Consider the following 11,955-nt stretch of genomic DNA (forward strand, 5'->3'; position numbering starts at 1 on the left):
CCGCAGCCGCCCGTGAACGGCGCAGGGGCCGCCCCGCACGGGGCGCGGGTGGCGAAGCCGCGCAAAAAGGAGAGAGCCGGACCTGTCCGCGCTTCCTGCGGACAGGTCCGGCTCTCTCGCTTGTGGGCGATACTGGGATCGAACCAGTGACCCCTTCGGTGTGAACGAAGTGCTCTCCCGCTGAGCTAATCGCCCGGGACGAGTGGAACCTTACAGGCGAACGCGGCCGCCGTTCAAACGAGATCGCCCGGGTCGCCCGCGGCGAGCCGGGCCAGCAGTCCGATACGGCCGCCGCGCATCATCAGCGCGTGGTTGGCGACGAAGAACGGGCGGCCGGGGACGGCGAGACGCCGCATCAGCGGCTTGCGGACCACGACCTCCTGCTCGAACAGCAGCCGGGTGCCAGGACCGTTCGCGGCGACCGTCCAGCGGACCCAGCCCTCCAGGTCGCCCGTCATGGCGACTTGGAGTATCCGGCGCTCCGGGTCCTGCCGGGTGGAGCGGGCGGTGACCACCAGGTCGTAGGGCAGGACGGAGCGGAAGCGGAGTACTCCCGTGTCGTCCCCGGTCTGCCGGACCTCGCGGATCTGCGGCCACCACCGGGGGTAGAAGTCCGGGCGCTCCAGCACCCGGTAGACCGTGTCGGGTGCCGCGTCGAGGTGCCAGGTGCTGCGGAATCGGTAGTGACTCCAGTCCATGCGCCCAGTGTGCGCGCCGCGGACGGCCGGGCGGCGGGAAACGCCGAGGACCGGGGAAACACCGGGAGGCCGGGAAACGCCGAGGGTCCCGGAGACCGTCTGCACGGTTTCCGGGACCCTCGGTCCGGGTGGGCGATACTGGGATCGAACCAGTGACCCCTTCGGTGTGAACGAAGTGCTCTCCCGCTGAGCTAATCGCCCCGGCGTGCGGACTACTTTACCGCACCCGGGCGGGCCCCCCGACCAGCCCGGCCGTCCCGCCGGGTCAGCCCGCCCGCCATGGCGGCGTGAAGCCGAAGCTCGCCAGGTACCAGGACGCCAGGCCGGCCGCCACGAGCACCACCGCCGTGGTGATCAGCAGGTTGCGCCGTCTGACCCGGGGGTCGAGGGCGGACCTGGCGGCGTCGGCGACCTTGCGGCGGGTCCAGCGCAGCACCTTCTGCGCCCAGACGAACTCGGTGCCCCAGATCGCCATGCCGGCGAAGATGATCAGCCAGCCGGGTCCCGGCAGCGGCAGCAGGATCACCCCGCCGGCGATCACCGCCAGGCCGACCACGAAGATTCCGACCCGCCAGACCATGTGCAGCGGGCGGGATCGCCGCACGAAGGCAGGGGCCCGTGAGCCGAGCCTGGAATCACTGGCCACAGCTTGGTCGGTCTCGTCACTCTCCGCGATCATATATGCCAACGTACCGGACTTTGGGGCGATCACCGAAATGGCCGTTCCGCCCTTCTCGCGACTAGCCCGTACGAGGTACCAGAAGCCGCACAAACTTCTCAGAGGGGTTTACAACGTCCTCGCAGGTGGCATGTCGATTTCGCCGACGTGCGAATCCCCGAGCGCACACTGAGCGAAAGGCCCTGGCGCTTATGAACACCACGGTCAGCTGCGAGCTGCACCTGCGCCTCGTTGTGTCGAGCGAATCCTCACTGCCTGTACCCGCAGGCTTGCGGTACGACACGGCCGATCCGTATGCCGTGCACGCCACCTTCCACACCGGAGCCGAAGAGACGGTCGAATGGGTCTTCGCCCGCGACCTGCTCGCCGAGGGTCTGCACCGGCCCACCGGCACCGGAGACGTCAGAGTCTGGCCGTCTCGCAGCCACGGTCAAGGCGTCGTGTGCATCGCCCTCAGCTCCCCCGAGGGCGAAGCCCTGCTCGAAGCCCCGGCACGGGCCCTGGAGTCCTTCCTGAAGCGGACGGACGCCGCGGTACCGCCGGGCACCGAGCATCGCCACTTCGACCTCGACACCGAGCTCTCCCACATCCTCGCGGAGAGCTGAGCCCGGTCACCGACCGTTCGCGGCCGTCCTACTCGGGGGGACAGCCCGGACACCCAAGGCAGCACAGGGCAGTGCCCGGCCGCCTGACACCGCAGGAACGAGAGCCGCCGCCATGGGACCCGCACCCCCACGGCGGCGGCTCTCGCGCGCTAGAGTCACCGGAACGCAGCCGATCGACGACGCCGGCAGGGAGCGTTCCGTGCTGATCAACCATGACACCAGGTGCGCCCTCGACAGTGTGGTCGATCTGATCAACACCGCGCCGCCGATCGCGGGCCGCGAGACGCTCGCCGAGGTCGCGGACCTGCGCGCCTTCGTGGAGCGCAACAAGGTGAGCGAGATCGGCCGGCTCGACCGGCACGACATCACCGCGGTGCAGGCCGTACGCGGCCGCTTCACCGAGGTCTTCGCCACCACCGACGACGCGACCGCCGCCACGATGCTCAACGCGATGATCGCCGAGGCGGGCACCACACCGCGGCTCACCGACCACGACGGCTACGACTGGCACGTGCACTACTTCGCACCGGGCGCCTCGCTGTCGGACCACCTCGCCGCCGACTGCGGGATGGCCCTGGCCTTCCTGATCACGGCGGGCGAGCGGGAGCGGCTGCGGCGCTGCGACGCGCCGGACTGCCGCTACGCCTTCGTGGACCTGTCGAGGAACCGGTCCCGCCGCTACTGCGACAGCCGCACGTGCGGCAACCGGCTGCACGTCGCCGCCTACCGGGCCAGGCGCCGGGAGGCTGGCGAGGCCGACGCACGCACCGACGAGGTCGCCGCGTCCTGACCCGCCCCGCGCCGAAGGGGACCGGTCCGACCGCGCAGGGCCCGAGCGCGACGGCCACGTCCGCGACGGCCCGAGCGCGACGCGTCAGAGGAACAGCAGGTCGTACGCGGCGCCAAGGCCCAGCAGGCCGCCGATCACCAGCAGGAACAGCATCAGCGGCGGCTGGGAGAGGGCGTAGAGGCAGCCTTTCGGCTCGCCCCCGACCCCCGGGGCCAGCGGGGGGCACTCCTCGGTGGCGAAGACCTTCAGCGGCACCGTGGAGCCGGTGACCCGGGAGGGAGGACCGGCGAGAGCGGTGGGCGCGGAGCGCGGAGCGGGGAGGACGTCGGAGGCGGTCGGTCCGGCACGGTCCGGCCGCTCAGCGGCGACACGGTCGCCGGTGGTGGGCAGCACACGATGATCTTCGCTCAGTGCGGGGGTGCCCGTGGCCCAACACGCGGACTCCCAGGGGATCTTCCGCGATCCGGACAGGGAACATCCGGATCGTGGACATCGGTCCGGGAGTCGTACGCCTGAGCGGGCCGCGTGGCCTGCCACCCGCACCCGGGGCCGGGGGTTCAGATACCGCGGCGCTTGAGGATCTCCTCGACGTCCGCGAAGTCGGACAGGCCACTGTCGGAGCCGCCCCTGCGCCTGGCGGCCGCCGGCCGGCCGGCCGGTATCGCCGGGGTGGAGGCGCCGGGCACCGCGGCCGGGGCGCGGCCCTCCCCCGCCGGAAGGCGGGCCGAGATCAGCCGGGTGACGCCGTAGAGCAGCGCGGCGACGCCGAGTACGCCGAAGCCCGTCCACACGGTCGGCTTGAAGACCAGGTCCGCGGCCCAGTGACCGGTGGCCGTACCGACCTTGCGGCCCAGCGTGACCAGACCGGCCATGGCGAGGCCCACCGGCACCAGGGAGATCGCGGCGATCCTGGTGGCCGCGAGGAACCGCCGCCGGTAGGCGGTCAGCATCGCGATGGCCAGGCCGCCCGCGGACAGGGCGGCACATAGCGTCGTGGTCAGCATCCTGCGGCTCCCGTCGGTCGGTCCTCCCCATCGTGCCCCGTACCGGGGGCGGATGGCCATGGCCGACTGCGAGGTTCAGGGGGATCTCCGGGGCGCCTCCTCCCCGAGTGGGAGACTGGCCCCATGGATCTTCCCCCTCCCCCGGCCGAGCGCCGCGCCGTCCTCGAGGTCTGGTGCGAGTTGCAGTGCCCCGACTGCCGCACCGCGCTGGACGACCTGCGGGCGCTGCGCGAGCGGTACGGCGACGCGCTCGACATCCAGCTGCGGCACTTCCCGCTCGACAAGCACGCCCACGCCCTCGCGGCGGCGCAGGCGTACGAGGAGGCCTACGCGCAGGGCCGCGGCTGGGAGTACGCCGAGGCGGTGCTCGCCAGGGCCGAGGACCTGGCCCAGGCCGGTGAGCCGCTGCTCGTCGACATCGCCCGCGAACTCGGCCTCGACGCCGAGGAGTTCGACACAGCGCTGATCGACGGGCGCCATCTGCTCGTCGTCGACTCCGACCAGGCGGAGGGCAAGGCGATCGGCGTGACCGGCACGCCCACCTATGTCATCGCCGGTGAACGCCTCGACGGCGGCCGCTCCCAGGACGGCCTCCGCGCCCGCATCGAGTCGCTTGCCGACGGCCTCCTCGGGTCGCCTCGCTAGAGCGGCTTCCAGAGCTGGTGCAGGGTCGGCCGGTAGCCGAGTGAGGTGTAGAGCCGGATCGCCACGGTGTTCGTGGTGAAGACGTTCAGGCCGATCGACGCGGCGCCCGCCGCGCGGCACCGCGCCTCGGCGGCGAGCATCAGCGTGCGGCCGTGGCCCCGGCCGCGGTGGGCCGGGTCGACCTCGACCGCCTGGACCCAGCCGGGCCCGGGGGAGGTGTGCAGCCACAGGCGCCCCACCGTGACACCGTCGTAGTCGAGGGCGTAGAGCTCGCTGCCGGGGGCCGGGGTGCCGCCGGGGAAGGCCAGGGCGTACGAGGTCTCCGCGTGCGACTCGGCCTGCTCGGCCGGCGCCCCGGCCTCGGTGAGGGAGGCGACGAACCCGGCCCGCTGGCGCGCCAGCCAGTCCGCGCTGTCCCGCACGGTCAGGGCCCGCAGCGCCTCGCCTGGCGGCGGCTCCGCGATGTCGGCGCCCGGGGGCAGGTCCTTGTGCAGGGTGCGGTTGGTCTCGGTGTAGCCGAGCGCCACACCCATCCGCAGCGCGTACTCCGCCTCGTCGGGCACCGAGACCAGCGCCCGGGTGCACCCCCACTGCCGCAGCACCTCTTCCGCGGCGAGCGCCGCGACCGTACCGCGGCCGCGCCGCCGGTCGGGCTCGTCGATGGCGAGCGCGTCGATACGGCCGGGCCCGCCGCGCGGCTCCGCGCCGATCCGCACGCCGCCGACCGGGCGGCCGTTGACGCAGACGGTGTAGTCCCTCGACCTCGCGCCGTCCCGCTCGCGCTGTTCGGGTCCCGCCGGTCTCAGGGTCGTCGTCATGCGTCGCGCTCCCGGTTCGCCACCCGCCGCGCCGTCGGCGGGGTGCGGTCGAGTGTACGGTCCCGGGCCCGTACGGCTACGGGTTGTCGTCCTGCGCCGACCGCTCGGCGAAGACCTCCATGGCCTTGGCGGTCACCGGGCCGGGGGCGCCGGGCAGTTCGCGGGCGTCGACCCGGTGCACGGGCTGCACGTCGCGCAGCGAGGAGGTGACGAAGACTTCCTCGGCCTCGGCCAGCGCCTCGAACGGCAGGTCCTCCTCCGTCGCGCCCGCCCACTCGATGACCAGTTCGCGGGTGATGCCGGCCAGGCAGCCGGACGACAGCGGCGGGGTGAGCAGCCGGCCGCCGAGGACCACGAAGACGTTGGAGCCGGTTCCCTCGCACAGCCGCCCGGTGGTGTTGGCGAAGACCGCCTCGGTGGCGCCCTGTTCCCGGGCGCGGGCCAGCGCGACGACGTTCTCGCCGTACGAGGTGGTCTTCAGGCCGGTGAGCGCCCCGCGCTCGTTGCGGGTCCACGGGACGGTGACGATCGCGGTGGGCCCGGGGCCTGGGACGGCCGGGGCGAGCGCCACCACCAGGGTCGCGCCGGCGTCGCCGCGGTCGGAGCCGAGCGGTGAGATGCCGCCGGTGTAGGTGATCCTGAGCCGCCCGTGCGGCAGCGGGTTCGCGGCGAGCACCGCCGCGCAGGCGCGGGCCACCTCGTCCTGGTCGGGCTCCGGCAGGCCCAGGCCGCGGGCGGACCGGGCCAGCCGCCTGAGGTGCCGGGTGAGCGCGAAGGCCTCACCCCGCGTGGTCTTGAGCGTCTCGAAGACGCCGTCGCCGACGGTCAGCCCGTGGTCGAGCACCGACACCGTGGCGTCCGCGGTCTCCCGCAGTCCGCCGTCCACCCAGATCTTCACCGCAGTGTCCTTCCACTTGCCTCGTGTACTCCCGACGCTACCTCCAGCAGCCGCTCGGCCTTGAGTTCCGTCTCCGACCATTCACCCGTGGGGTCGGAGCCCCAGGTGATGCCGGCGCCGGTGCCGAACCGCAGTTCGGGGCGGCCCGCGGTGTCCCGGTCGATCCGGAAGGTGCGGATGCCGACGGCCAGGGCGGCGGTGCCGCGGTCGGCGTCGACCCAGCCGACGGCGCCGCAGTAGGGGCCGCGCGGGGCGGTCTCCAGCTCGCCGATGATGCGCAGGGCGCTGGACTTGGGCGCGCCGGTGACCGAGCCGGGAGGGAAGGCGGCGGCGAGCAGTTCCGGCCAGCCGGCGCCGGGGCGCAGCTCGCCGCGGACGGTGGAGACCAGGTGGACCAGGCCGGGGTGCGCCTCGACCGCGCACAGCGCGGGCACGGTGACGGACCCGGTGGCGCAGACCCGGCCGAGGTCGTTGCGCACCAGGTCGACGATCATCACGTTCTCCGCGGTGTCCTTGGGCAGGAAGCCGTCGGCGGTGCGTGCGGTGCCCTTGATCGGGCCGGACTCGACGGTGCCGCCGTGGCGGCTCAGGAAGAGTTCGGGTGAAGCGGTGGCGACCTCGACGCCGTGCGCGGGCAGCCGGATCGTTCCTGCGTAGGGCGCGGGATTGCCGAGGGCGAGGACCGCGCCGAGCGCGTCGATGTCGGGCCGCGGACCGCCGGCCGTGACGGGCAGCGGGGCGGTCAGCATCCGGCAGAGGTTGACCTGGTAGACCTCGCCGGCCGCGATGCGCTCGCGGATCGCGCGGACGCCCGCCTCGTAGGCCCGCCGGTCCATCGAGGTGGTCCAGGCGGCCCGGTCGGGGCCGCGCCACCCGGCCGCCCTGGCCGCGGTGTCCGCGGCGGACGCGGGCGTACGTCGTACGTCGCCGAAGCGGGCGCAGACGGTACGGCCCTCGAAGTCCACCGCGACCGCCCAGAAACCGCCGGAGTCCAGCGCGCCGGGATCCGCGGTGACCTCCCGCAGGTCGGAGGCGACCAGAGAGCCGAAGCGGGCCATGGGGGCGAGATCGCGCACGGTGCTTCCCTGGTGGACTGGAGCGGGCAGGAGCCGAGTCTACGGGCTGCCCTGTGAACCCCCGGTGGGCGCGGGGCGGCGGCCGCGGGCACCTCGCAGCGCTGCCGGGGCGGTCCGCCGCGGACCGCCGGGCGGGCCTCGGGCGTGGCAGGTCACGGGGGGTGGGGCGCGCTCCCCTGGCGATCGGCGGCCGCCACAGGCCCGGCACGCTGCGGAAACCGATTTTTGAGCTGGCCCCGGAATCCGCTAGAGTTCAACGCGTCGCCCCCGTACTTGCTACGAGGGAGACCTGCGGACGTGGCTCAGTTGGTAGAGCATCACCTTGCCAAGGTGAGGGTCGCGAGTTCGAATCTCGTCGTCCGCTCGACGTGGGGGATCCTCCCGGGGCCCCCGCTGTGTTGGTGGAGTGGCCGAGAGGCGAGGCAACGGCCTGCAAAGCCGTCTACACGGGTTCAAATCCCGTCTCCACCTCCAAGGACGATTAGCTCAGCGGGAGAGCGCTTCCCTGACACGGAAGAGGTCACTGGTTCAATCCCAGTATCGTCCACTGGATCCCACCGGGTCCTGAGCAGGACGCCCGCGCGATTAGCTCAGCGGGAGAGCGCTTCCCTGACACGGAAGAGGTCACTGGTTCAATCCCAGTATCGCGCACGCATCACCGGCGCCCCGGCGCCGCCCGAGGACGATTAGCTCAGCGGGAGAGCGCTTCCCTGACACGGAAGAGGTCACTGGTTCAATCCCAGTATCGTCCACGCACACATGACCGAGGGCCGGAAGCCTCCCGCTTCCGGCCCTCGGTCGTGTCCGGGTTCAGGACGAGAACAGCATGTGCCCGAAGCCGTGCTTGTGGTGCTTGTGGCCGTGCCCGTGCCCGTGGCCGTACTGCTGGGGGGCGCCCCAGGCCGGGGCGGGGGGCTGCGGGTAGCCCTGCTGGACGGGCGGCGCGGGGTACGCCTGGGGCGGCGGGCCCGGCTGGGTCCACTTGCCTTCGAGCTGGGTCAGCGCCTCAAGCTCGCCGTAGTCGAGAAAGATGCCGCGGCAGTTGCCGCACTGCTCGATCTGGACACCACTGCGGTTGTACGTCTGCATGTGGCCGTGACACTTGGGGCAGACCATCGTCGCCTCATCTCCTCGCGTTGGCAGATGAGTTCACTCTAGTTGGGCGATCCGGGCGCAGGTGGCGACGAGTTCGGACTCCGCCTCGTCGAGTTCACGGCCGTCACGGGCCGCCTTGGCCACCCCGATCGCCGCGGTCTGCACGGCCAACGCCCGTGCGGGTACGTCGAGTTGTCCCCAAGGGTCGCCGCTCTCCGGTACGGCGGGGCCGCCGGCCGCCCGGTAGGCGGCCAGGAAGAGCGCCCAGGCGTCCGGTGCCAGCAGGCCCGCGGCGAACCACATGGCGGGTCGTGCCAGGTCCCAGGCGGCCGGTCCCGTGCCCAGGTCGTCCACGTCGATCAGCAGCCAGTCGCCATCCGGCGCGGGGTGCCGCACCAGCTGCCCCAGGTGCAGGTCCCCGTGGCAGAGGGCGGCGGGTCCCGGATGCCGGGCCTCGTCCCTGGCCCAGGCGGGCAGCCGCCGCCACGCCCGGCGCACGGTACGGGCCGCGGCCGAGTCGGCGACGCCGCGCAGCCGGGCGACGGCCAGTGCGGCCTTGGCGGGGCCGCGCATCGGCGGCAGCGGGCCCGGCAGCGCGGCCGCGGGCACCGTGTGCAGGCGGGCCAGCAGCACGGCCGCCTCGGCCCAGGGCGCGGCGGCCGGGTCGTGCCGGTCGACCGGCACTCCGTAGGGCCATGCCGTGACCTGGCGGCCGCGCACCGCCCCGGCGTCCTGGCCGGCTGCGCCATCCGGGTGGCCGGCCGCTCCCGGGTCCGCCGCGGCGGGCGGCGGCAGCGGGGCCAGCAGGACACCGCGGAGCAGCGGGTGGCCGGCCACCGCGACCCGCACGGCGAGCGCGGCGGCGTCGGTGCCGGGCGCGTGGGCCTTCGCGACGACGGCGCCGACCCGCACCACCGTGCCGTCGGGCCGGTCGGCCAGCACGGTGGTGGCCGCGGGCACGGTGGGCACTGCGTGGGCGGCGGCCGGGTCCGCCGCCTTCTCGGGCCTGTCGCCCTTGGGGGCGCGGCGGGCCGCCGCGGCCGCGGCGGAGGCCAGCGCGGTGACCAGGGCGTCATCGACCGGTGCGCGGACGCTGCGGCGCGCCGCCTGCGGGTCGATACGGATCGCGCCGCTCGCCTGAGTGCCGGACTGCTCCCCCGTGGTCGTCATCGGGCCAGTCAAGCATCCCGGCGGCCGAGCGGCCCTCCGAGCGGGCTGACAGGGTCCGGACAGCGCAATGCCCGGGCATCGGTGATGCCCGGGCAAGCGCAGTCGTCCGCCGTACCCCCGTCCCCACGGGGTTCTACCGGTGAGTCCCTGGCCCGGACCGCTCTTCCAGGCCTGGCACGCCTCTCAGCGCCCCATCAGGCCGGCCACGGACGACGCCTGTGTGACCACCGCATCCACTCCACCGAAGAGATAGGCGAGCAGGGCGGCCAGCGGCAGCACCATGGCCGCCGCCACCAGCGGATGCCGGGTGCCGGTCCGCCGCTCGCCGCGCATGGCTCGTGCGGTGCGGGTCACCGTGTTCGCCATGCTCGCCATCTGCCTCTCCCTGAGGTCTGCGTGTGGTCGGTCGCGATGTGCAGTTGTCGGGGCGGCGGGCGCTTGACCTCGGGGGACGAGTGCTTCCGCCCGCCGCTTGATCTCAACGTTAGGCGCGCCGCCGCCCCCGGTCGTCAGGCCCTGGTACCCCTTTGCAGGCCTCCCGGAGGATGACGACGGCGGTCGCGGATACTCCCCTGGGTGGACGCCACCGCCCCGGGGGCCAGGGTCATCCCTGAGTCGCAGGGGTCCGCCCCGCCTGGTCGTCGTCGCGCGGGACGGGCTGTTCGACCAGGGCGAGCACCCGGTTGGCCATGAACCGGGCGGTGCGCACGACGGTGCCGCTGCGGGTGACTTCACTCACTTCCACCACCCCGCGGCGGACGGCGGACTCCACCCTGCGGCCGGCCCTGGTGGCTATCACTTCATAGGTGCGGGTGGTGTCCCCCGCGTCGACGACTATTTCCACTCGATCACCTTTCACGGCGTCATTCCCCTTTGGCAGACGGACCGTTGGCGGATCGGGGCGCGGTAGTGACAGCCCGTCGGACGGGCCCCTCGCCACATCTCCAGGATCCCACCGGGCACTGACAATTCACGGCCCGTCGCCTGCGGGCCTTCACCGCGCGGCGGGACTTGAGTCCGTAAGCTGTGGGCGGCCGACCCGGCCGTCGGTGCAGGCACCGGAAGCAGCAGTGGGGTATCGCCCACCGGAGGTAGGGGAACGTTGATGGCGATGATGCGGCTCCGGCGCGAGGATCCGCGGGTCGTCGGCGCGTTCCGGCTGCACCGGCGGCTCGGCGCGGGCGGCATGGGCGTGGTCTACCTCGGCGCGGACAAGCGCGGCCAGCGGGTGGCGCTCAAGGTGATCAGGCCCGAGCTGGCGGAGGACCAGGAGTTCAGGTCGCGGTTCGCCCGCGAGGTCTCGGCCGCGCGCCGGATCCGCGGCGGCTGCACCGCCCGGCTCGTGGCCGCCGACCTGGAGGCCGAGCGCCCCTGGTTCGCCACGCAGTACGTACCCGGGCCCTCGCTGCACGACAAGGTCGCCGAGCACGGTGTGCTGGCCGCCGCCGAGGTCGCCTCGATCGGGGCCGCACTCGCCGAAGGCCTCGTCGCGGTGCACGAGGCCGGGGTCGTGCACCGCGACCTCAAGCCCTCGAACATCCTGCTGTCGCCCAAGGGCCCGCGGATCATCGACTTCGGCATCGCCTGGGCCACCGGGGCCAGCACCCTGACCCACGTGGGCACGGCGGTCGGCTCGCCCGGCTTCCTCGCGCCCGAGCAGGTACGGGGCGCGGCGGTCACCCCTGCCACCGACGTCTTCGCCTTCGGTGCCACCCTGGCGTACGCCGCGACCGCGGACTCGCCCTTCGGGCAGGGGAGTTCCGAGGTCATGCTCTACCGGGTGGTGCACGAGGAACCCGACCTGGCCGGAGTGCCGGACGTGCTGGCGCCGCTCGTCCACGCGTGCCTCGCCAAGGATCCCGAGGAGCGGCCGAGCACCGTCCAGCTCTCCGAGCGGCTCGCCGAGATCGCGGCCCGCGAGGCCCGCGGGATCGGGGCGCCGCGGCGCGAGGCCCTGCCGAAGGCGGCAGGCCCGCGCCCGGAACGGCCCGTCGGGCGACGGGCCGAGGAGTACGCGCAGCAGCGGACCCGGCGCAGCCCGCAGGGGCCGGAAGGCACCGGGACCGGTGGTGGGCGAAGCACCTCCCGCACCCCCTCGGTGCCGCCGGCCCGAACGCCGGTCCGAACGGGCGGGGGGCGCAGGCCGACCGCTCCCGCGCCCGGAAGGCGGCTGCTGCGGCAGCGGCTGGTGGTCTTCGTGATCGTCACGCTGCTCGCGGCGATCTGCATCGCGGCCGTGCAGGGCTGCCACCGCTTCTCCCGGGGCACGGGCGCCCCCGCCGCGCCCTCCACGGCCCCGCTGGCCCCGGGACCCGAGGGCCCCTGAGCCCCGACTCCCCTCCGGTCGCCGCTCTGCCGCGACGGCACATGCGCCCGGCGCGGGTCGGGGTCCGTTCGGGTCGGTGCCGCGCCTGCGACGTGCCGACTCACCGGCGGCGGTGGGAGGTGCGATGCTCCAACCCCGGGCCCGCCGGAGG

The 11,955-nt window shown here is 73.7% G+C and carries 15 protein-coding genes and 7 tRNA genes; 9 read left to right on the top strand and 13 right to left on the bottom strand.

What is annotated here, in order from left to right; all coding sequences use genetic code 11:
• Positions 1 to 123 precede the first annotated feature (123 nt).
• The 4 genes from ACGFMP_RS11135 to ACGFMP_RS11150 form a co-directional block, all read right to left on the bottom strand.
• A tRNA-Val gene (locus ACGFMP_RS11135) sits at positions 124 to 195 on the bottom strand.
• Between the two features lie 38 nt (positions 196 to 233).
• Positions 234 to 698, bottom strand: coding sequence for an SRPBCC family protein (locus ACGFMP_RS11140; RefSeq protein ID WP_393671802.1), 465 nt, complete (start codon positions 696 to 698; stop codon positions 234 to 236).
• A 129-nt stretch (positions 699 to 827) separates the two neighbouring features.
• Positions 828 to 899 (bottom strand) — tRNA-Val (locus tag ACGFMP_RS11145).
• 64 nt (positions 900 to 963) lie between these two features.
• Positions 964 to 1,377, bottom strand: a complete 414-nt coding sequence (locus ACGFMP_RS11150; RefSeq protein ID WP_393671803.1) for a TIGR02611 family protein — start codon at positions 1,375 to 1,377, stop codon at positions 964 to 966.
• Positions 1,378 to 1,568: 191 nt separating this feature from the next.
• Here ACGFMP_RS11150 and ACGFMP_RS11155 point away from each other — a divergent pair, with 191 nt between their 5' ends.
• Both ACGFMP_RS11155 and ACGFMP_RS11160 read left to right on the top strand, forming a co-directional pair.
• Positions 1,569 to 1,982, top strand: coding sequence for an SsgA family sporulation/cell division regulator (locus ACGFMP_RS11155; RefSeq protein WP_003959770.1), 414 nt, complete (start codon positions 1,569 to 1,571; stop codon positions 1,980 to 1,982).
• Positions 1,983 to 2,181: 199 nt separating this feature from the next.
• Entirely contained in the window at positions 2,182 to 2,772 is a 591-nt protein-coding gene (locus ACGFMP_RS11160) for a CGNR zinc finger domain-containing protein (protein WP_393671804.1), read from the top strand.
• A gap of 84 nt (positions 2,773 to 2,856) precedes the next feature.
• On the opposite strand, the gene ACGFMP_RS11165 is transcribed toward ACGFMP_RS11160, so the two are convergent.
• Both ACGFMP_RS11165 and ACGFMP_RS11170 read right to left on the bottom strand, forming a co-directional pair.
• On the bottom strand, positions 2,857 to 3,165 hold the full coding sequence (locus ACGFMP_RS11165; protein WP_393671805.1) for a hypothetical protein: 309 nt from the start codon (positions 3,163 to 3,165) through the stop codon (positions 2,857 to 2,859).
• Between the two features lie 164 nt (positions 3,166 to 3,329).
• Positions 3,330 to 3,776, bottom strand: coding sequence for a hypothetical protein (locus ACGFMP_RS11170; RefSeq protein WP_393671806.1), 447 nt, complete (start codon positions 3,774 to 3,776; stop codon positions 3,330 to 3,332).
• A 123-nt stretch (positions 3,777 to 3,899) separates the two neighbouring features.
• Here ACGFMP_RS11170 and ACGFMP_RS11175 point away from each other — a divergent pair, with 123 nt between their 5' ends.
• A complete protein-coding gene (locus ACGFMP_RS11175; protein ID WP_393671807.1) occupies positions 3,900 to 4,421 on the top strand; it encodes a DsbA family protein in 522 nt (173 codons plus the stop codon).
• Here ACGFMP_RS11175 and ACGFMP_RS11180 read toward each other — a convergent pair.
• The 3 genes from ACGFMP_RS11180 to ACGFMP_RS11190 form a co-directional block, all read right to left on the bottom strand.
• Positions 4,418 to 5,239 carry a GNAT family N-acetyltransferase gene (locus ACGFMP_RS11180; protein WP_393671808.1) on the bottom strand — a complete coding sequence of 274 codons (822 nt, stop codon included), beginning with the start codon at positions 5,237 to 5,239 and terminating at the stop codon, positions 4,418 to 4,420. The two genes, ACGFMP_RS11175 and ACGFMP_RS11180, sit on opposite strands and share 4 nt — an antisense overlap.
• Before the next feature lie 76 nt (positions 5,240 to 5,315).
• Entirely contained in the window at positions 5,316 to 6,137 is an 822-nt protein-coding gene (locus ACGFMP_RS11185) for an aminotransferase class IV (RefSeq protein ID WP_393671809.1), read from the bottom strand.
• On the bottom strand, positions 6,134 to 7,213 hold the full coding sequence (locus ACGFMP_RS11190; RefSeq protein ID WP_393671810.1) for a chorismate-binding protein: 1,080 nt from the start codon (positions 7,211 to 7,213) through the stop codon (positions 6,134 to 6,136). The genes ACGFMP_RS11185 and ACGFMP_RS11190 overlap by 4 nt, the downstream gene beginning before the upstream one ends.
• 291 nt (positions 7,214 to 7,504) lie before the next feature.
• Between ACGFMP_RS11190 and ACGFMP_RS11195 the strand changes: the two genes are divergently transcribed.
• The 5 genes from ACGFMP_RS11195 (at position 7,505) to ACGFMP_RS11215 (ending at position 7,965) form a co-directional block, all read left to right on the top strand.
• Positions 7,505 to 7,577, top strand: a tRNA-Gly gene (locus ACGFMP_RS11195).
• 36 nt (positions 7,578 to 7,613) lie between these two features.
• Positions 7,614 to 7,687: transfer RNA gene (locus tag ACGFMP_RS11200), tRNA-Cys, on the top strand.
• Between the two features lies 1 nt (position 7,688).
• Positions 7,689 to 7,760 (top strand) — tRNA-Val (locus tag ACGFMP_RS11205).
• 32 nt (positions 7,761 to 7,792) lie between these two features.
• Positions 7,793 to 7,864: transfer RNA gene (locus ACGFMP_RS11210), tRNA-Val, on the top strand.
• A 29-nt stretch (positions 7,865 to 7,893) separates the two neighbouring features.
• Positions 7,894 to 7,965 (top strand) — tRNA-Val (locus tag ACGFMP_RS11215).
• Between the two features lie 58 nt (positions 7,966 to 8,023).
• On the opposite strand, the gene ACGFMP_RS11220 is transcribed toward ACGFMP_RS11215, so the two are convergent.
• The 4 genes from ACGFMP_RS11220 to ACGFMP_RS11235 form a co-directional block, all read right to left on the bottom strand.
• Complete coding sequence (locus ACGFMP_RS11220) at positions 8,024 to 8,329, bottom strand: zf-TFIIB domain-containing protein (RefSeq protein WP_393671811.1); 306 nt, start codon at positions 8,327 to 8,329, stop codon at positions 8,024 to 8,026.
• A gap of 33 nt (positions 8,330 to 8,362) precedes the next feature.
• Complete coding sequence (locus ACGFMP_RS11225) at positions 8,363 to 9,478, bottom strand: phosphotransferase family protein (RefSeq protein WP_393671812.1); 1,116 nt, start codon at positions 9,476 to 9,478, stop codon at positions 8,363 to 8,365.
• Between the two features lie 183 nt (positions 9,479 to 9,661).
• The gene (locus ACGFMP_RS11230) at positions 9,662 to 9,844 is read right to left on the bottom strand and encodes a hypothetical protein (RefSeq protein WP_393672143.1); all 183 of its coding nucleotides are present in this window, start codon (positions 9,842 to 9,844) and stop codon (positions 9,662 to 9,664) included.
• Positions 9,845 to 10,082: 238 nt separating this feature from the next.
• Positions 10,083 to 10,337: a hypothetical protein gene (locus tag ACGFMP_RS11235; RefSeq protein ID WP_393671813.1), complete on the bottom strand. Its 255-nt coding sequence runs from the start codon at positions 10,335 to 10,337 to the stop codon at positions 10,083 to 10,085.
• A 246-nt stretch (positions 10,338 to 10,583) separates the two neighbouring features.
• Here ACGFMP_RS11235 and ACGFMP_RS11240 point away from each other — a divergent pair, with 246 nt between their 5' ends.
• The gene (locus ACGFMP_RS11240) at positions 10,584 to 11,804 is read left to right on the top strand and encodes a serine/threonine-protein kinase (protein ID WP_393671814.1); all 1,221 of its coding nucleotides are present in this window, start codon (positions 10,584 to 10,586) and stop codon (positions 11,802 to 11,804) included.
• Positions 11,805 to 11,955 lie beyond the last annotated feature (151 nt).

Source organism: Streptomyces sp. NPDC049040, assembly GCF_043197715.1.
Taxonomy (GTDB): domain Bacteria; phylum Actinomycetota; class Actinomycetes; order Streptomycetales; family Streptomycetaceae; genus Actinacidiphila.